At 51.4% G+C, this 17,282-nt stretch carries 25 protein-coding genes, 2 tRNA genes, 1 other RNA gene and 1 pseudogene; 13 read left to right on the top strand and 16 right to left on the bottom strand.

The genetic code is table 11. The features are described from left to right. Window positions 1-98: 98 nt before the first annotated feature. From TDIS_RS00840 to TDIS_RS00820, 6 genes are all read right to left on the bottom strand, one after another. Window positions 99-392 (bottom strand): hypothetical protein, encoded by a 294-nt coding sequence (locus TDIS_RS00840; protein ID WP_068668322.1) that lies wholly within the window; start codon window positions 390-392, stop codon window positions 99-101. 30 nt (window positions 393-422) lie between these two features. Next, a complete protein-coding gene (locus tag TDIS_RS00835; protein ID WP_068668320.1) occupies window positions 423-743 on the bottom strand; it encodes a DsrE family protein in 321 nt (106 codons plus the stop codon). Window positions 744-764: 21 nt separating this feature from the next. Continuing rightward, window positions 765-1,460, bottom strand: coding sequence for a DUF5714 domain-containing protein (locus TDIS_RS00830; protein WP_153303711.1), 696 nt, complete (start codon window positions 1,458-1,460; stop codon window positions 765-767). Window positions 1,461-1,719: 259 nt separating this feature from the next. After that, window positions 1,720-1,962, bottom strand: a complete 243-nt coding sequence (locus TDIS_RS00825; RefSeq protein WP_068668316.1) for a hypothetical protein — start codon at window positions 1,960-1,962, stop codon at window positions 1,720-1,722. A 24-nt stretch (window positions 1,963-1,986) separates the two neighbouring features. Continuing rightward, window positions 1,987-2,163 carry a hypothetical protein gene (locus TDIS_RS10965; protein ID WP_153303710.1) on the bottom strand — a complete coding sequence of 59 codons (177 nt, stop codon included), beginning with the start codon at window positions 2,161-2,163 and terminating at the stop codon, window positions 1,987-1,989. Then, a complete protein-coding gene (locus tag TDIS_RS00820) occupies window positions 2,160-2,435 on the bottom strand; it encodes an ArsR/SmtB family transcription factor (RefSeq protein ID WP_068668802.1) in 276 nt (91 codons plus the stop codon). Before TDIS_RS00820 ends, TDIS_RS10965 begins: the two co-directional genes overlap by 4 nt. 71 nt (window positions 2,436-2,506) lie before the next feature. On the opposite strand from TDIS_RS00820, the gene TDIS_RS00815 reads away from it, so the two are divergent. Then, window positions 2,507-3,691 carry an aspartate aminotransferase family protein gene (locus TDIS_RS00815; RefSeq protein ID WP_068668314.1) on the top strand — a complete coding sequence of 395 codons (1,185 nt, stop codon included), beginning with the start codon at window positions 2,507-2,509 and terminating at the stop codon, window positions 3,689-3,691. 61 nt (window positions 3,692-3,752) lie between these two features. Then, window positions 3,753-4,271 carry a ferritin gene (locus TDIS_RS00810; protein ID WP_068668312.1) on the top strand — a complete coding sequence of 173 codons (519 nt, stop codon included), beginning with the start codon at window positions 3,753-3,755 and terminating at the stop codon, window positions 4,269-4,271. Here TDIS_RS00810 and TDIS_RS00805 read toward each other — a convergent pair. The 8 genes and pseudogenes from TDIS_RS00805 to zapB form a co-directional block, all read right to left on the bottom strand. Further along, window positions 4,268-4,963 (bottom strand): MotA/TolQ/ExbB proton channel family protein, encoded by a 696-nt coding sequence (locus TDIS_RS00805; protein WP_084270877.1) that lies wholly within the window; start codon window positions 4,961-4,963, stop codon window positions 4,268-4,270. The genes TDIS_RS00810 and TDIS_RS00805 overlap by 4 nt on opposite strands. After that, window positions 4,960-5,784, bottom strand: coding sequence for a 1,4-dihydroxy-6-naphtoate synthase (locus TDIS_RS00800; RefSeq protein WP_068668310.1), 825 nt, complete (start codon window positions 5,782-5,784; stop codon window positions 4,960-4,962). The genes TDIS_RS00805 and TDIS_RS00800 overlap by 4 nt, the downstream gene beginning before the upstream one ends. Further along, a complete protein-coding gene (locus TDIS_RS00795; RefSeq protein ID WP_068668308.1) occupies window positions 5,760-6,377 on the bottom strand; it encodes a phosphorylase family protein in 618 nt (205 codons plus the stop codon). Before TDIS_RS00795 ends, TDIS_RS00800 begins: the two co-directional genes overlap by 25 nt. Then, window positions 6,371-7,150: a TIGR00282 family metallophosphoesterase gene (locus tag TDIS_RS00790; RefSeq protein WP_068668306.1), complete on the bottom strand. Its 780-nt coding sequence runs from the start codon at window positions 7,148-7,150 to the stop codon at window positions 6,371-6,373. Before TDIS_RS00790 ends, TDIS_RS00795 begins: the two co-directional genes overlap by 7 nt. Continuing rightward, window positions 7,147-8,709, bottom strand: a complete 1,563-nt coding sequence (gene rny / locus TDIS_RS00785; RefSeq protein ID WP_068668304.1) for a ribonuclease Y — start codon at window positions 8,707-8,709, stop codon at window positions 7,147-7,149. The genes TDIS_RS00790 and rny overlap by 4 nt, the downstream gene beginning before the upstream one ends. Before the next feature lie 56 nt (window positions 8,710-8,765). After that, window positions 8,766-8,955, bottom strand: a non-coding RNA gene (gene ssrS / locus TDIS_RS00780) — 6S RNA. 36 nt (window positions 8,956-8,991) lie between these two features. Next, window positions 8,992-9,231, bottom strand: a pseudogene (zapA, locus tag TDIS_RS11520) (cell division protein ZapA); the annotation flags it as partial. 4 nt (window positions 9,232-9,235) lie between these two features. After that, window positions 9,236-9,475 carry a cell division protein ZapB gene (gene zapB, locus TDIS_RS00775; RefSeq protein ID WP_068668302.1) on the bottom strand — a complete coding sequence of 80 codons (240 nt, stop codon included), beginning with the start codon at window positions 9,473-9,475 and terminating at the stop codon, window positions 9,236-9,238. Between the two features lie 293 nt (window positions 9,476-9,768). Here zapB and TDIS_RS00770 point away from each other — a divergent pair, with 293 nt between their 5' ends. The 4 genes from TDIS_RS00770 to TDIS_RS00755 all read left to right on the top strand — a co-directional run bounded on the left by TDIS_RS00770 (window position 9,769) and on the right by TDIS_RS00755 (window position 12,100). Continuing rightward, window positions 9,769-10,050: a hypothetical protein gene (locus TDIS_RS00770; RefSeq protein ID WP_068668300.1), complete on the top strand. Its 282-nt coding sequence runs from the start codon at window positions 9,769-9,771 to the stop codon at window positions 10,048-10,050. Between the two features lie 61 nt (window positions 10,051-10,111). Further along, a complete protein-coding gene (locus TDIS_RS00765; protein WP_068668298.1) occupies window positions 10,112-10,555 on the top strand; it encodes a dUTP diphosphatase in 444 nt (147 codons plus the stop codon). Then, entirely contained in the window at window positions 10,552-11,520 is a 969-nt protein-coding gene (locus TDIS_RS00760) for an FAD-dependent thymidylate synthase (protein ID WP_068668296.1), read from the top strand. Before TDIS_RS00765 ends, TDIS_RS00760 begins: the two co-directional genes overlap by 4 nt. A 1-nt stretch (window position 11,521) precedes the next feature. After that, window positions 11,522-12,100: a class I SAM-dependent methyltransferase gene (locus TDIS_RS00755; RefSeq protein ID WP_068668294.1), complete on the top strand. Its 579-nt coding sequence runs from the start codon at window positions 11,522-11,524 to the stop codon at window positions 12,098-12,100. 10 nt (window positions 12,101-12,110) lie between these two features. On the opposite strand, the gene TDIS_RS00750 is transcribed toward TDIS_RS00755, so the two are convergent. After that, window positions 12,111-12,185, bottom strand: a tRNA-Gln gene (locus TDIS_RS00750). Between the two features lie 132 nt (window positions 12,186-12,317). On the opposite strand from TDIS_RS00750, the gene TDIS_RS00745 reads away from it, so the two are divergent. The 7 genes from TDIS_RS00745 to mobB all read left to right on the top strand — a co-directional run bounded on the left by TDIS_RS00745 (window position 12,318) and on the right by mobB (window position 16,808). Beyond that, complete coding sequence (locus TDIS_RS00745; RefSeq protein WP_068668292.1) at window positions 12,318-12,866, top strand: pyruvate ferredoxin oxidoreductase subunit gamma; 549 nt, start codon at window positions 12,318-12,320, stop codon at window positions 12,864-12,866. Window positions 12,867-12,882: 16 nt separating this feature from the next. Continuing rightward, the gene (locus TDIS_RS00740; RefSeq protein WP_084270876.1) at window positions 12,883-13,182 is read left to right on the top strand and encodes a 4Fe-4S binding protein; all 300 of its coding nucleotides are present in this window, start codon (window positions 12,883-12,885) and stop codon (window positions 13,180-13,182) included. A gap of 2 nt (window positions 13,183-13,184) precedes the next feature. Further along, entirely contained in the window at window positions 13,185-14,360 is a 1,176-nt protein-coding gene (porA, locus tag TDIS_RS00735; RefSeq protein ID WP_068668290.1) for a pyruvate ferredoxin oxidoreductase, read from the top strand. A 4-nt stretch (window positions 14,361-14,364) separates the two neighbouring features. Then, complete coding sequence (gene porB, locus TDIS_RS00730) at window positions 14,365-15,306, top strand: pyruvate synthase subunit PorB (RefSeq protein WP_068668288.1); 942 nt, start codon at window positions 14,365-14,367, stop codon at window positions 15,304-15,306. 47 nt (window positions 15,307-15,353) lie between these two features. After that, window positions 15,354-15,429, top strand: a tRNA-Gly gene (locus TDIS_RS00725). Window positions 15,430-15,452: 23 nt separating this feature from the next. Then, window positions 15,453-16,145 (top strand): metal-dependent hydrolase, encoded by a 693-nt coding sequence (locus tag TDIS_RS00720; protein WP_068668286.1) that lies wholly within the window; start codon window positions 15,453-15,455, stop codon window positions 16,143-16,145. Between the two features lie 6 nt (window positions 16,146-16,151). Then, on the top strand, window positions 16,152-16,808 hold the full coding sequence (gene mobB, locus TDIS_RS00715; RefSeq protein WP_068668284.1) for a molybdopterin-guanine dinucleotide biosynthesis protein B: 657 nt from the start codon (window positions 16,152-16,154) through the stop codon (window positions 16,806-16,808). Here mobB and TDIS_RS00710 read toward each other — a convergent pair. Beyond that, window positions 16,797-17,195, bottom strand: a complete 399-nt coding sequence (locus TDIS_RS00710; RefSeq protein ID WP_161939449.1) for a DsrE family protein — start codon at window positions 17,193-17,195, stop codon at window positions 16,797-16,799. The genes mobB and TDIS_RS00710 overlap by 12 nt on opposite strands. Between the last annotated feature and the right edge of the window lie 87 nt (window positions 17,196-17,282).

The raw sequence follows: 17,282 nt of genomic DNA, 5'->3' as shown, positions 1-17,282 counted from the left end.
AGGACTTTCTCACTTTCCCAGATCATCTGGTAAAACGCCTTCTTGCCCGCAGGTTTTACTTTCTCGGAATGCACACCGTGCATCTTAAGGGCCTTTTTTCAACCATAGACTTCGCCTCCATTTTTCAAAAAACTTTCAAGTTTTTGGGCTACATCTAAAGGGCTATTGTCCATTTTGAGGAGCTCAACCCCTTTCCCGGTAAGGTAGATGCGCACTTCGTCACCTTGAGAGATTGCAAAATTAGATAGTCTTAGAGCCTGCCAGACCGTTTCCGTTTCGTTGGTGGTGATCACTAGGAGGAGCTTTCGACCTTCGTCGGCCTTAAGATCCCCAGTCCATAAAAGGAGACAGCCTACCAACCAGAATCCTAAGATCCATTTGGGAACACGCATGGTCTCCACCTCCTTATGTAAGATTTAGGTCTAAAAGGTCAAAACTTTTTCCGAGAGAAGAATTAACCTATAAAGATCCTCCAAGGTGGAAAGGGGGCAGATCTCCGAGGCCTCTTTGTGGCGTAATTTTAGACAGGTGCCACAGGCCAGAATCTGGCCTCCCCCTTCTAGAAACTTGTTCATCTCTTGTTTGATGTTGAACTTATCATCAGCCACTTCCGAGGCTTCTACGCCCTCTCCTGTTAAAAAGACCTTGACCTCGTCCCCAGCTTTGAGGGCAAAGTTTGCCAGTCGCATGGCATTCCAGGCCTTTTCGGGTTCTTTGGTTGTAAGAATGATTCCTAGTTTCATGGCTTACCTCCTTAAGAAATATTATTTAAACGTGTTAAAGTATGGACACTTTTCTTGTCTGCAACCGTGAGGATGCGTCTTTGAGAAGAAGCAAAGGGGAGAGGAAGTTCTGAGGTTAACCTGAGGATAAAAAGCCTTGATTCTTTTGGTGACAACCTCCAAGCCTGCCCAAAGATAGGCTTTACAACAGCTAGGACCGGTTAACTCCGCAAATTTCTTAAGGAGGTCACTTGTAAGTTCCATAACTTCGCGTTGTTCTCGGTCAGTTCCGCAGTGTGAACTGTTAAGGATGGCGAGAGAGGCTCCTAGGGCTGGCACTATGCCGCAAATGCCAGTAAGCCCGCAAAAGCCACCTCTAGCCTGGAGGTCTATTCGGGAGAACACCTCTTCCAGGTCTCCTTTCGAAAGGCTAAAACCGGCAGCTACCAGAGATCCTAATAATGAGCTCGCCGCTAAATAGGCATGTTCACACCCTAGCATGGGGAAGGGGTACTTTTTAAGCCAAAGAAGAGATAGTTTTATCGGGTCGGGGGTCTGAGCCTTGAATGCTTCTTGTTTTAAGGCCGCTTTTATTTCGTTCCCGTGACAGTCGTCGCAGACAAAATGGTTTTCAGGGCATACGACATAGGCTGATTTTTCTTGTTTGCAATAGAAGCATTTTTCTTTTCTTTCTTTGGTAAGATAAATCAAAGGCTGACCGCAAATCGAACAGTGCACCTTTTTTCTTTCGGAAGCTTGCTCCCCTACTGGGGAACCTTTTGGGTGACATCAACCGGTTTTGTTTAAGAAGGTCTTTCTCATTTTAATGTATCAATGTATTTTTATCTATTTATATAAAAATTTGTTTAAATAGTCAAGTCCTGCTATGGGACCATTGGTCGCATCTTTTATGTCAGGAAGTAAGAATTCCTAAAAAATTAGGGTTTTTGGGTAGCAAAGAGAGACGAATAGGAGCTTTTCGGGAGGATATCTTCTATCAAGAGATTCTTTTAAGGCGTTCTCTAATGTATTCCGCACCTTCTTTAGAGATACGTAAGTATTTCGCTAGCTCTGGGGTGGACAGAGGGGCTCTTTGAGCAGTAATTCGACGAGCCTCCTCGGTAAGTTCGTCTAACCATTCCTCGAAAAGGAGTTTCAGGGATTCAGGGACTTCTTCCGGAAGACTTTCCTTTTCGCCTACCGCTGAAACTATGCCCCGACAAACTGAACGCGGGTCCACGCCCGCGTCGAAACACTTGGCCAGTCAGTAATATACCATGGAAGGGACCTTACCCTCCTCGCCTTTAAACATTTCCAGGAAGAAGGTTTGCTGTTCCTTTTCGTCGAGGAGGGCGTAAATTTGAGAAAGAAGGAAAAATAGGGCTTCTTTCATTTCCTCCAGGGAGGCCTCCTTGAGGAGATGCTTGAGTCTCGATTTCATGCTTGCTCCTCCAGTATGGATTGGGCTAGGGCTATCAGTTCAAAGATTCGGGGATTTTTAAGGCGATAGAAGACGTAGGGTCCTTTTTTTCTGGTTGTTACCAGTCCGGACATCTTTAGTTCCCTCAGATGATGGGATGCTAGCGGCTGGGAGATCTCCAGCCTTTCTACCAGTTCACCTACGGAGAGTTCTTTTTCCTTTTGCAACTCGTAAAGGATCTTCAGACGGTTTTCGTCCCCAAGGGTTTTGAAGAAGAGCGTTAGCTGATTCAAGGGCCCCTTTCCTCCCACGTCAAAATCTTTTATAACAGATTTTCAAATTCTAAAAGAGAGGAATACTAATAATGGCGATCATCAAAGACCTGGGAGAGCTTTATCTAGCCCAAAATTACAAGAGGTTTCCGGTAGCCTTTGTCCGGGGGAAGGGCTCCCGACTTTGGGACGAGGAAGGACGCGAGTACCTAGATTTCTGTGCCGGGATTGCGGTCTGTACCCTAGGGCATGCCCCTGAGCCCGTGGTCTCGGCCATCAAGGAGCAAGCCGAAAAGCTTCTCCACGTCTCAAACCTTTACTGGACTGAACCGCAAGCCAGACTGGCCGAGATTCTGGTAGAGAATTCCTTCGGCGAGAGGGTCTTCTTTTGCAATTCCGGGGCCGAGGCCGTGGAAGCGGCCCTGAAACTCGCCCGCCGCTGGAGCTATCTTAACCACGGTCCTGGCAAAACCCAGATGGTGGCCCTTGAAAATTCTTTTCACGGTCGCACCTATGGGGCGCTTTCGGCTACCGGCCAGCCTGTCTACTGGGAGGGCTTTGAGCCCCTGGTTCCGGACTTCGTGCACGTTCCGCCAAACGACCGTGAAGCCCTGCGGGAGGCCGTAAACGAGAGTACCTGTGCCGTGATCCTTGAGCCTGTACTGGGTGAGGGAGGGGTAATCCCCCTTTCCCGGGAGTTTCTCCTTGAGGCCCGGAGCCTCTGTGACCGCTATCAGGCCCTCCTCATCTTTGACGAGATCCAGACCGGTATCGGCCGTACCGGACACCTTTTTGCCTATGAACACTATGGTATTGTGCCGGACATCATGTGCCTGGCCAAGGGGCTTGCGGGGGGACTTCCCCTGGGGGCGATATTGGCCAAAGAAAAGGTCATGTCAGCCCTTACTCCAGGCTCTCACGCCTCCACCTTCGGGGGAAACCCCGTGGCCTGTGCCGCAGCCGTAGCGGTGATGAAAATAGTGCTTTCCGAGGGTTTCCTTGAAGAGGTAAGGCTCAAAGGCCAGGCCTTGCGTAAAAGGCTCTCCGCTCTGGCGGAGGAGTTCCCGGACAAGGTCTCCGGGGTGAGGGGGCTCGGCCTTCTTCTGGGTCTTGAGGTCCGGATCCCGGCAGGCGATGTGGTGCAGGCCCTGTTTGAAAGACGGGTGCTTGCGACTGCTCCCAAAACGGAGGTGATCCGCTTTTCCCCGCCTCTTACCGTGGCCTATCGTGAAATAGATGCGGTTTACGAAATTCTTCGGGAAATTTTGAAATCTTGACAGTCAAAACTTGTTTAGATAGCTTTCAAACAAATATAAATTTTAAAAGGAGGAATACGAAATGCTTACGCCCAAGATGGAGGAAGCCCTGAACGAGCAGATTAAGTGGGAGTTTTATTCGGCCTATCTTTATCTTTCGATGGCGGCTTATTTTGAGGACTTGGGACTTGAGGGTTTTGCTCATTGGATGAAATCCCAGACTGCCGAGGAGACGATGCATGCCATGAAGTTCTATAAGTTTGTAAACGAGCGCGGCGGTCGGGTCAGGCTTCAGGAAATTCCTCAACCTCCGATAGAGTGGGAATCTCCGCTTGCGGCCATGGAATACGCCCTGAATCACGAAAGGGAGGTCACCAAGCGGATCAACAGACTCATGGATTTTGCCAAAGAGGAAGGAGACCACGCCACGGAGATCTTTCTCCAGTGGTTTGTCTCCGAACAGGTGGAGGAGGAAGATTCCTTCGGCCGGATAGTCAATCAGATGAAACTGATCAAGGATTCTCCTCAGGGGCTTTTTCATATCGACCGAGAGCTTGCCGGCCGAGTTCTCGATCTAAATCTCTTGGCCCAAGAGGCCTAGGAAAGAACATCCTCGAGGAGATCTTTTTCGCATAGATAGACCAATCTCTTTTCTATCCGGGAGAGGTCTTCGAGGACGGCCTCTCCCGCGCGTGTGAAGTAGTTATAGGCCACCACTGCAGGAATAGCGGCGAAAAGTCCCATGGCGGTGGCAATCAGGGCCTCGGCTATCCCGGGGGCTACCGTGGCAAGACTTGCGCTTCCCTTAAGGCCTATACGGTGAAAGGCAGCCATGATGCCCCAGACCGTGCCGAAAAGTCCGATGAAGGGGGCGGTGTTCCCCACCGTAGCGAGAAAACCCAGGAAAACCGGAAAGGAAGCCGTCTTTTCTTCACGTAGGCGCTCCCATTCCTGAAGAAGGAGGCCTTTCAGGGAAGAGAACCATAGTCCCCGGAGTTCTGGTTTTTCCGGAGCAGGAAAGTCCTTTTTGAGTCGGGAATAGACCAGAAGATATTCCCTTACGGTCCGTTTGGCCAGACCCTCGGGGATACTTTTGAGCCCCTCCGCCAGGGTTACTAGATTCGTACTCTTATCAATCAGTTCTGCCAGTTCCTCAAGACCCTTACGGCTTTCCCTTATACCTCGAAACTTCACTATGATGACTGCCCAGGTGAAGACCGAAAGAAAAAAAAGGACAAGGAGAGTCAATTTGCCTACTGGTCCCGCAGATAGGATCAGGTGCCAGAAACTCATTTTTCCTCCCAGACGAGGATTTGGGCGTCGGGTTTGACCTTTTCGGCCAGAACCTTGAGGACCTTCCGGCCTTCCTGGCCAAGGTCCCAAGTGAAGTCATTGACATAGGTAGTGATGTGACGTTCGATTACTTCGCGGGAGAGTTCGCGGGCCTTTTGGGCGATGAAGGGGTAAAGTTCTTCGAAACGCTCCCGGGCAAGTTCAAGGCTTTGCCGGATAGCTGTAGTCAATACTTGAAGTCTCTCCGGGAGGAGATCCCTGCGGGCAAAGATGCCCCCAAGGGGAATTGGAAGTCCGGTCTCTCTTTCCCACCAGGCCCCGAGATCAAGAATTTCGTAAAGACCGTAGTCCCGGAAGACGAACCGTCCCTCGTGGATAATGACCCCGGCCTCGGCCTCACCGTCCTGGAGTCTGGGCATTATTTCATGGTAGGGCACAAAGGCCTTTCGCGTTGCTCCCGGAAAAGCTAGGCGGAAGAGGAGGTGGGCGGTGGTGTGTTCCCCAGGGAGGAGGACCCTTAGTTCTGGGACTTTTGCGGGAGTATAAGGCTTACGGGCCACGAGAAGCGGGCCTACCCCTCGCCCCAAGGCCGCCCCTACCGGAAGAACTAGATATCTCTCGGCTACCTCGGGAAGGACCGCAAAAGAGAGCTTGATGACCGGGACTTCGCCCGTAAGGGCCATACGGTTAAGGGTTTCTATGTCCTCAAAGTAGAACTCCATCCGGAAGGGAACTTTGATCCACCCGAGCACAAGAGGCCCGAAGATGAAGGTGTCGTTCGGGCAAGGGGAGATGGCTATCTCCAGTTTTTCGAAAGACACCTCAAAGCCTCCTTTAAGGCCGAAAGGGCCCTCTCCGTCTCCCAGGGATCCTCCGGTTTTTCGAGGAGATTGCTTATTGTTCGAAGTTCGATCAAGGTAACACCGGCTTTCTCCGCCGCCAGGGCCACTCCGAAACCCTCCATGTTTTCCGCAAGGGCGGCATAACGTCTTCCGAAAAGAAGGGCTCGTTCAGGGTCTCGGGTGGCGCAACAAACCGTAACCAAAGGACCTACTTCCGGATGGAACTCATTTTCCTCCAGGATACACACGGCTTTTTCCAGATAGGGAGACCTCAGAGAAAGACGATTCTTTACCGGGAGCTTTTTGCCGAAGGTCCCCAACCTTTCGGGATAACAGATGGCCAGATCCCCGAAGGCTTCTTCAATTGCGAGCACCAGGTCTCCCACCGAAAGACCGCTTTCGGGATAGGCCCCTGCAAGCCCGGCCAGAAACGCTACTTGGGACTTTTCTTGCTGAAAAATCTCGTAGGCTGAAACCGCGGCTTCAACCGGGCCCATGCCTATGATCTCCATCCTGAGCCCAAGGTCTCTTAAAGGAGCAGCTTCAAGCTCCGTGGGAACAAGGATTAGCATTCTTCTCGCCTAATACGTTCTATTCGAAGGGCCCGGCCCGTTTGAGGCTCAATTTCAAGAAAGACCGCCTCAAGCTTGACCCTACCGGACTTGGGGACTTCAAGTTTTCTTGGCACTTGGGTGAGGTACATTTCCAGGGCCTGCTCCCGCCGCATACCGATAACCCCGTCCGCCAAACCGCACATGCCTACATCCGAGATATAGGCCGTGCCCTCGGGAAGAATTCTTTCGTCCGCGGTCTGGACGTGGGTGTGCGTTCCTAGGAGAGCCGAGACCCTGCCGTCAAGCCACCAGCCGAGGGCGATCTTTTCCGAAGTGGCCTCAGCGTGAAAATCCACCAGGATGCAGGAGGTTTCCTTCTGTAGTTCTTTGCTCAGACGCTCGGCAGTCCTAAAGGGACACAATAAGGGCCTCATAAAGACCCGACCTTCAAGGTTTATGACCCCGAGCTTTAGGCCATTCTTTTCTATCAGAGCGTGCCCTCTTCCCGGAGCTTCCTCCGGGTAATTTGCGGGTCTGAGGACCTTTTCGCTCTTTGAGAGATAGGGCAGGAATTCTCGCTTCCAGATGTGATTTCCGGAAGTAAGGAGATCAAAACCCAAGTCCAAAAGTTCCTCGGTAATCTTTTCGGTTAAGCCGTAGCCCCCGGCAGCATTTTCCGCGTTTCCGATCACGAAATCCGGGAGGAACTCCTTCTTAAGCTCCGGCAGGAAGAGCTTTGCCGCCCGACGGCCGGGGTTTCCTACGATGTCTCCGAGGAAAAGAATTCTCATTTGGCGTACTCCACAGCCCTGGTCTCCCGGATCACCGTGACCTTGATTATTCCGGGGAATTTCATCTCAGATTCTATCTTTTGGGCGATGTCTCTGGCAAGAAGCACGGCTTCTTCATCTGAGATTTTGCCGCTATCCACCATGATCCGTACTTCCCGGCCTGCCTGGATGGCGTAGGCCTTCTGCACGCCTTCAAAGGAGTAGGCGATATTTTCTAGGTCTTGAAGACGTTTGATGTAGGTTTCTAAGAGTTCCCTACGGGCCCCAGGTCTGGCACCAGAAACGGCGTCCGCGGCCTGGACTAGGACTGCAAGCACCGAGTTTGCTTCAACATCTTCGTGGTGAGCGGCGATGGCATTTACGATCTCTTCGTCCTCTCCATACTTACGGGCTAGGTCCGCACCAATGAGGGCGTGGGGACCTTCCTGTTCGTAGTCCACGGCCTTGCCTATATCGTGAAGCAGGCCCGCCCTTTTAGCCTTCTTGACGTCTAGCCCAAGTTCTCCGGCCATGACTCCACAGATGAAGGCTACTTCGATGGAGTGCTGGAGGACATTTTGGGTGTAACTGGTACGATATTTGAGTTTGCCGAGGAGTTTTATGAGTTCGGGGTGGAGCCCGTAAACTCCCACGTCAAAGGCGGCCTTCTCTCCAGTTTCTTTAATGGTAACCTCCATCTCTTCTTCCACTTTTCGGACCACCTCTTCGATGCGGGCCGGATGAATGCGGCCGTCGGCCACTAGTCTCTCAAGGGCGATGCGGGCAATCTCCCTACGAATGGGATTGAAACAGGAAAGGACCACTACCTCCGGGGTGTCGTCTATGAGGACATCTACTCCGGTGGCGGCCTCAAAGGCTCGGATGTTCCGACCTTCCCTTCCTATAATGCGGCCTTTCATTTCCTCACTGGGGAGGGGCACCACTGAGACCGTCTTTTCGGTAACGAATTCGGCCGCACACCGGGAGACCGCTAGAGCCAGTATTTCTTGAGATCTGCGTTTAGCCTCTTCCTTGGTTTCGGCTTCAACCCGCATGAGGATGCGAGCGGCTTCCTCTCGGGCCTCCTCTTCTACCCGGGAAAGGAGCAATTCCCGAGCTTCTTCCTCGCTCATGTGGGCAACTTCTTCAAGTTTCTTCTTTTCCTCTTCGATTAAGGCCTTGAGTTCTTCTTCCTTTTGGGAAATTTCCTCCTGGGTCTTTTCGACCTCAGCTAGCTTGGCCCGGAGGGCCTCGTCCATCTTTTTGAGTTCGTCCTCTCGTCGGGCAAGGGCCTCTTCTTTCTGAGAAAGCCTATCCTCTCGGGATTCCAACTCTTTTAACTTCCGGCGGTTTTCCTCCTCAAGTTTTTCTTTGGCCTTAAGGAGCTCTTCTTTAGCCTTGATACGGGCTTCTTGGGTAATGGTTTCCGCTTCTCGGCGGGCCCTTTCAAGGATGATCTGAGCTTCCCTTTCGGCTTCAAGCTTTTCGCGGACCTCTTCCTTGCGCCTCAACTTGTAAGCTATCAGAAATCCGATCGCCCCTCCCAAAATGAGGGTCAGCAGAGCTACCACCACTTCCATATTAGAACCTCCTTTATTTTTTCCGCAGGAAGGAAACAGGAGGGAATTAAAAGGAAAAGGAACCCGGGGTGCCGTGTTAGCCGGCCCGCTTCGAGGACCGTTGGCCTAAGGTGGGGGATTCGTCCATCCCTTCGGCTTCTCCGGTGAGATTCACCGGAGCTTGCACCAGGATGGAGAGGAATCCCCCTCTTTGATTAATGTTGCCTCGGCGGGCTTCAAGGCCAATCACGCACACCCCAGGCATTCTAGCTCCCGATCTATAGTTTCTCTAAGCCTTATAGCTTCTCTCCCTATCTTCTCCGAGAGAAGACGATGCTCCTTCTCAAGTTTTACTAAATCCGAGGCCACCTCTAATAACATGAGCACCGCCTGTTTTAAAGGCGAAAGTTTCTTTTGGCCGTTGAGCCTCTGTTTTTTTTCTTCCAAATACTTCAAAATAGCCTCTATTTCATCTTCCGGGAGATTGGCCCGGAAGGTAAAGCTGTTTCCTGCAAAATTGAATTCGATAAGCCTTTCGGCCAAGGAGTTACTCTCCTCCCTCGGAGAACTGGGAGAGCCGTTCTATAAGCGTACCAATCCTTTCTTTGATGGCCCTCCTTTCTTCCTCCCTGCGGTTAAGCTCTTCCTTAAGCCGAGAATTTTCGGCTTCTTTTTCTTGAAGTTTGGCCAAAAGTTCCTCTTTTTCGCCTTTAAGACGCCCTATCAATTGCAGAAGCCTTTCGATCCTTTCCTCAAGAAGCCGTAATTCCTGGATCTCCATTTCCATCTCCGCCTCCTTCTATAACAAGCTTATGAAGGTTTGGGAGATTGGTCAAGAGTATGGATATTCGATGATCACTTTAATGGTAAAAATCTTGGACTTTTAGGAAGTAAGCTCGAGGTAGCCCGTGGCCTGGCCCTGAGGAGAGATTTCTTCTAGGGAGGATTAGCCGAGGCCAATATTTCACCTCTTCTTTCGACGGTTTCCTTTCAATTTAGGGCCGAGAACTGGAAGGGGAAAGCAGACATATTGCCAGCGAAGGGTTCTCACGTCTTTTTTGTAGCTTCAAAGAGATTAAAATGCAAGCTATGGCCCGCATAAGGAAGGAAGAAGCCTTACGCTGGCTTTCGGAAAGACTTCCGGGACTCCGGGAAGGAGAGTGTTTGGATTTTCTGTGTAAGAAGCGGAACCGTTTGGTGAGGATCATCCGAAAAGGAGAAGGTTTTCTGGTGGAGGAACGGGGCTTTTTTAGGGAGGACTTTGAGGTCCCGGAGAAGGAGCTTTTCAAGCTTGCTGAGAGGCTCTTTGCCCGGGAGTTCCCCCGAAGTTTTATGCTTTGGGCCCATAAAAGAAGGGCCTAGACTTTTCGGCAACCTGTACATAGACTAGACTTTTTCGACAACCTGACATAAAAGGGAAGATATGGAACTTAAGGTCTGGCGCAGGGATCCGCGGGCTCGTCTCCCGGAAAAGGCCTCCGAAGGAGCCGTAGGGTTCGATCTCTTTGCCCTTGAAGATCAGGAAATACTTCCCGGGGAACCTACTTTTATACGGACTGGTCTCGTGATCGAGGCCCCAAGACCTTACGCTATGTTTGTTTTTCCCCGTTCCAGTCTCTTCCGAAAGAAGGGCCTCATCTTTCCCCACTCCGCAGGTGTCATCGATTTCGATTACTGTGGCGAGGAGGACGAGCTCAAAATACTGGTCCTAAATTTGCGAGAGGAGCCGGTCAAGGTGTTGGCCGGAGAGAGGATTGCCCAGCTAGTCCTGCTCGCCGTGGCCACCGAGGTAAAGCTTCGGGAAGTCCCTCGTCCTCCCCGGTCGATCTCTCGTGGAGGCTTTGGTAGCACAGGGGGTTACCGTTGAAGGACCTGCGAGCGGTTTATTACTCGAAACAAAAGGCTTTGATCCATGAGATATTTCAAGAGCTCGGTGGAGAGGCCTTTCGCAAGACGCTCTTCCTGAGTTTCCTCGGAGCCCGGATCTGTTACGCCGAGACTCCCCCTCTTTCCCTCTTTGCCGAGGAGCGCTTTCGGGATCCAGAAAAACTTAAGGCCTTCTTTCTTCGTCTTAAATCCGCAGGGCACGGAAGCGTCTTTGCTCACTCGCCCTTGATCTGGGAATTCAAGAGCGGCGATCCCGATCCTGAACTCCTTGCAAGCCTTTATAAGGCCTGGTTTGATCCCGAAAGCCGGAAGCTCCAGCTCAACCTCCGGCACTTTGCCGAGGTCATGGAAGATGGAGATTTTGAAGCCCTCATCGGCCCCGGGGTAATGGATGAGAGCTTTCTTGAATTTGAGGCCTGGTATCTTGAGGGAGCGGAGCTTAAACTCATCTTTTCCGGAGCTTTGAAAGATCTGCTCCCCCGGTTTGAAAACCTCAGGGAAACCGATCTTTTGGCCACCCGCAGGGTGACCGTGATCCGGGTGCCAGAGACCGAGCCTTTCGGCTGGTATGCTGTTATCGTAGAGGGTTTTTCCAGGATCTTCTCTCACCAGTTTGTGCGGCATACCTGGCTCAACTTCAATCAGCGCTCCCACCGTTACACCTCCGTGGATCAGTTTGTAATACCCCCTTCTTTTGAGAAAGCCCCTGAAGCCCGAGAACTTTATAGGGAAGAGATAGAGCGGGGGCTTTCGGCTTACCGGGCGCTAATATCCTCTGGAGTCAAGAAAGAGGACGCCCGCTTTCTTACTCCACAAGGGGCTTCAACCACAGTGCTTGCTACCGGGCCTTATTTCGTCTGGAAGGACTTCGTAGAAAAAAGGGCTCATCCTAAAGCCCAGTGGGAGATCCGGTTGCTCGCGGAGGCCCTGAAATCTTATTTATAGAATGGCCCACGTATTTAATCCCAGAGATAAACATAAACTCGATTCCCCAGAAAGAAAAAGACGTCTTCCGGCGGAGGCCATTTTAAAAGAATTCGGGCTCAGGAAAGGGGATTGGTTTCTCGATATCGGTTGCGGTACGGGATATTTTACCCTTCCGGCCGGCAGACTGGTAGGCCCTTCCGGTAAGGTTTATGCCGTGGATATTTCAAGGGAATTGCTCAACGAACTCAAAAGCCGGGCTGAAAAGTCCGGTTTAACAAATATAGAATGCATAAAATCTCATACCTATGAAATTCCACTTCCTTCAGGATTAGCGGAAAAAGCCTTACTTGCCTTTGTCCTTCATGAGGTTGAGGAGCGGGCAAAATTTCTTTCGGAAATCCGGAGACTCCTCAAACCCGGAGGCCAACTTTTTGTTCTCGAGTGGCAGAAGAAAAAGACCGATATGGGCCCTCCTGTAGAGGAAAGACTTTCGGAAGATGAAGTTATTAGAGTCCTTAACAGAGTTGGCTTTGAAATTCTCAGGAGTTCTTCTCTAAGCGATTGGTTCTGGCTCCTTATAGCGCAGAAAACTAGTTAGATAATATCGTTGGTTCCGGGGCCTGGATTCGAACCAGGATTCTGGGAGCCAAAGTCCCATGTCCTGCCAGTTAGACGACCCCGGAACTCAGAAATAAGTTATCGAACTTTTCCGGAATGTAAAGAGGAGGGCCTTAACGATGTTGTTGACAGATCTTCAGATGTATGTAAATAGGGTTCTAAGTCATTGACATACCCGCCAAAAAAGGAGAGGGAAGATGATAGAGGTAAGACTTCACGGTAGAGGAGGTCAGGGGGCGGTTACTTCGGCCGAACTCATTGCCGTAGCCGCCATCAATCAGGGGAAATACGCACAGGCTTTCCCTAGCTTTGGCCCTGAAAGACGTGGGGCCCCGGTGATGGCCTTCGTCAGGGTGAGCGAGGACCCCATACGGACCCGGGAAAAAATCTACGCTCCGGATGTTATCCTGGTGCTTGACCCTTCGCTTCCGGCCATCGTTAAGGTCACTGCGGGTCTCAAAGAGTCCGGCTTGGTGATCGTAAACTCCAACAAGGATGAAAAAACTTTACGGGAGATGCTCGGGGGCTGGCAGGGGAAACTTGCCGTGGTGGATGCCACCAAAATTGCGCTAGAGGAACTTGGTCTTCCCATTACCAACACCACCATGCTGGGGGCTTTCCTCAAGGCTACCGGTCTGGTGGATCGGGATTATCTTGAGGAGGCCTTAACGGAGAGGTTCGGGCGTCTGGCAGAAAAGAATAAGAAGGCCATGGCCCGGGCCGTTAAAGAAACCAAGATCTATTAGTAGAAGGAGAGGAGCCATGCCTAAAGGAAAAGACACTGCCCTTATGAGCTGGAAAGAGGTCCCCTTCGGGTGCTATATCCTTGAGCCGGGAAATTCCGTGAAATTCAAGACCGGCGACTGGAGGTCCTTTCGTCCGGTATTGGACAAAGAAAAGTGTATCAAGTGCGGTCAGTGCTACATCATGTGCCCAGAGCCGGCCTATGAAGCTGATGAGGAAGGGTATTACATTGTGGATCTCACCTACTGTAAAGGGTGTGGGATCTGTGCCAACATTTGTCCCAAGGGGGCCATTACCATGGTGGTAGAGGAGGTTTAATCATGGGTAAGCGCATAGCCAAAGAAGTGTCCATAGCCATCGCCGAAGCTGTGAAACAATGTAAGGTCGATGTGATTGCGGCCTATCCTATCACGCCCCAGACCCATATTGTGGAACATCTAAGTGAATTGGTGGCCAGTGGGGAGCTTGATGCCGAATATGTCACCGTGGAATCCGAGCATTCGGCCATGAGCGCCTGTTTGGGTTCGGTGGCCACCGGGGCTCGTACTTTTACCTCCACCAGTGCTCAGGGATTGGCTCTTATGCATGAAATCCTTTTCATTGCCCCGGCCCTGAGGCTTCCGGTGGTCATGGTGGTGGCCAATCGAGCTCTTTCAGCCCCCATCAGTATTTGGAACGACCACAGCGACATTATGGCCGAACGAGATATCGGTTGGATCCAGACCTTTGCCGAAAACGGTCAGGAAGCTGTAGATTTGGTTTATCATGCCTTTCGCGTGGCAGAGGATCGCCGGGTGATGTTCCCGTTTATCGTGAACATCGACGGCTTCAATCTTAGCCACATGATCGAGCCCATCGAGCTTCCGGATCAGGAGTTGGTAGATCAGTATCTTCCGCCCTTCAAGCCTAAATACAAACTTGACCCCCGTAAGCCCATAAGCATGGGGCCGGTGGGGATTCCCGAGATTTATATAGAGGCCAAGAAGGCCCAGGACGAGGCCTTCAAGAACGCCTATAAGGTTGTCGTCAAGGCCTGGGACGAGTTCGAAAGGATCTTCGGGCGCCGTTACAATCCTGTTGAGACCTATCGGATGGAAGACGCCGAAGTAGCGCTTCTCATCATGGGGTCGCTGGCCGAAACCGCGATGACTGCGGTGGACAAGATGCGGGAAGCCGGAAAGAAAGTAGGTCTTGTGCGGATCAGGCTTTGGCGGCCTTTCCCTCTCAAGGATTTTGTGAAGGCCGTTAAGGGCGTGAAGATGCTAGCCGTAATTGACCGGGCCCTTTCGATTGGGGCTACCGGGGGACCGGTGGCGGTGGAGGCCCGTTCGGCCCTCTATCAGGTTCCGGGACGCCCTCGGGTAGTGAACTTCATTGCTGGGCTCGGTGGACGAGATGTAACCGTTGAAGATTTCGAGGAAATGGCCGATAAGGCTTACTTTTACATGAAGAAGAAGCCCAAAGAACCCTATGAAATGATCGGGGTAAAGGAGTAGAGCCATGCTGAAGGAACTAGCCAAATTCAAAGGGTTTAGCGCTAAGAATCTTCCTAAAGAAGAACCTTTTGCTCCTGGACACCGAGCCTGTCAGGGGTGTGGAGAGGTCTTAGCATTGAGGCTGGCATTAAAGGCCTTGGGAATGAATGTCATTGCGGTGAGTGCCACCGGTTGCATGGAGATCATCTCCAGTCCTTTTCCTTACACCTCTTGGCGGGTGCCTTGGATCCACATTGCCTTTGAGAATGCAGCTGCGGTGGCCTCTGGAGTAGAGTCGGCTTTAAAAGCCTTAAAGAGAAAGGGACGTTTTCCCAAAAACAGACGGGTGGATGTGGTGGTCTTCGCTGGAGACGGAGGCACGGCCGATATCGGTCTCCAAGCCCTTTCCGGGGCGCTTGAACGGGGTCATGACTTCGTTTACATCTGCCTTGATAACGAGGCTTACATGAACACCGGAGTCCAGCGTTCGAGTTGTACCCCTTATGGGGCTATGACAACCACCAGTCCTCCGGGGGAAAAGTCCTTCGGACAGATGACCTGGAAGAAAAACGTGCCGGCCATTGCTGCGGCTCATGGTATTCCCTATGTGGCCACGGCTACCCCAGCCTTCTTCCTGGATCTCATGAATAAGGTGAAGAAGGCCGCTTTGGTAGATGGGCCGGCTTACGTGCATATTTTTGCTCCCTGTCCTACGGGTTGGGGGACTAAAGGCGAAGAGTCCATTATGTTGGCAAAGCTTGCCGTGGAAACCAGGATATTTCCGCTTTACGAGGTCATCGAGGGTAAGTACTATATCACCCGTAAGATTACGAAACCGAAACCGGTGGAGGAATATTTGAAGCGTCAGCGTCGTTTCCGGCATCTCGCCGAGGAGCAGATCCGGGCCATTCAGCAGAGGGTAGATGCGGAATACGAGCGCTTGCTTAAGCTCGCGGAGTGTCTCTAAGGGCTTGACAGGAGAGCTCCGAGGATTTTAATTTTATAGACAACGGAGCGGGAATAGCTCAGGTGGTAGAGCGCCACCTTGCCAAGGTGGAGGTCGCGGGTTCGAGTCCCGTTTCCCGCTCCACTTTTATTTTGTAGAGAAAAAAGATGCAGATAACCTTCTACGGGCACGCTACCTTCAAGGTCGTAACTCCTCGTGGGGTAAAAATTCTTATCGATCCCTGGCTTTCCAATCCCAAAGCACCTTCTGAGGTTGATCGGGGACCTTATGATTTGATCCTCATCACGCACGCCCACGGGGATCACTTAGGGGACGTGCTTGAGATCGCCCGTACGGCAGCTACGGAGGTGGTGGCCATCCATGAGATCCAGCAGTATCTCATGGCCAGGGGTCTTCCCAAGGTTACCGGTATGAACATCGGTGGTACTTACGAGACCCGGGGGCTCAAGATCACTATGGTGCAGGCCGTGCACAGTTCTTCCTTCCAGGATGGAAGCTACGGTGGAGATGCCTGCGGGTTTATAGTGGAGATGGAAGACGGTCGGACTCTATATCATGCCGGAGATACTGGGCTCTTTTACGACCTGGTGCTGATCAGAGAACTTTACCGGCCTGAAGTGGTCCTGCTCCCTATAGGGAGTCACTACGTAATGGGGCCAAGAGAGGCCGCCAAAGCCTGTGAGCTTCTTAAACCCAAAGTGGTCATTCCCATGCACTATGGTACCTTCCCCCTCCTTACCGGGACGCCGGAGGCTTTAGAGAAGGCCCTTTCTGAGGCCGGCCTTGAGGTCTTGGTTAAGGTTCTTTCACCCGGGGAGAGCTTTCGTTTCGGAGAATAAGAGGCCTTGGTTCCGGTAGTTTCTTTTATCGGTCCGCATGCTGTAGGAAAGACCACCCTTGTCGTTAAAGTTGTCGAAGTTCTAAAGGCCAAAGGTCTCAAGATTGGGGTGATCAAATCTACCAAAGAGCAAAGGGGAGAGACCGACCAACCCGGGACGGACACCTTCCGCTATCGGGCCGCGGGGGCTAATCCCGTAGCTTTATGGGCCCAAGAGGAAATCGTTGTTTATCGGGAGGCTCAGCCCCGGGAAACGGAATTTTGGTCTTTCATATTTCGCAACTTTTCGGATTGCGCCTTAGTAATTGCGGAAGGCTTCAAAAGCCTAGCCTTTCTCCCCAAGATAGAAGTAGCTCGCAAGGAGGTTTCTCAAAGACTCCTGTTGGAAGAAGTTCCGGGGGTGGTGGCCCTGGTTTCGGACTTCAAACCCCAAGTGTCGATACCGGTTTTTGACCTTCAGGATATTGAAGGGATTGCGAACTTTATTTTGGAAAGGTTCTATCGAGTCTTCGAGCCTGAAGTTGGGCTTCTGGTGGATGGAAGGCCGGTGGGGCTAAGCCGTTACGTAAGACGGGCCCTTTGGGGGGTAATAGAAGGCTTCTTGAAGAGTCTTCGCGACGTGCCCCACCGATTTTCAGAGGTAGAACTTAAATTAAAAGGTTAAAATGCGGTCTGCCTGCGAGATTAGATCATAAAGGATCTTTCGTGTTCCAACCGGGCAGGTTTCAGTAGGTTTTAAATGGTGAATCTTCAGGCACGCTCTGCAAGCATAAACCTTACCTCCTTCTTTAACAAAATGTTCAAGGGCCTTCTTTACATTGAAGGTCTCATCTTCTATTACCGAGGCCTTAACTCCCTCACCCAATAAGAAAACAGAGACCTTGGCCCCTTGCTTCAAAGCGAAGTCGGCTACCCTGAGAGCGTTCCAGGCCGTCTCTTTCTCCTTGGTAGAGATAACTATAACCCAATGTGAGCCCTCGGCCTTGGCATTGGTGAAAGGGAAAGCTACCAACAAAAACAAACCTAACAACAACCCTACCCACCTTTTCATCCTAGCACCTCCTTTTTTAGGTTTTTTAGGGGCCATTATAAATAGACAGAATCTATGGTCAAATTGATTTTATTTATAAAATGAAGG

This window comes from Thermosulfurimonas dismutans, from assembly GCF_001652585.1.
In the GTDB taxonomy this organism is placed as follows: Bacteria; Desulfobacterota; Thermodesulfobacteria; order Thermodesulfobacteriales; family Thermodesulfobacteriaceae; genus Thermosulfurimonas; species Thermosulfurimonas dismutans.
The sequence above is the reverse complement of the archived record's forward strand: the minus strand, read 5'-3'. Positions and strand labels throughout refer to the sequence as shown.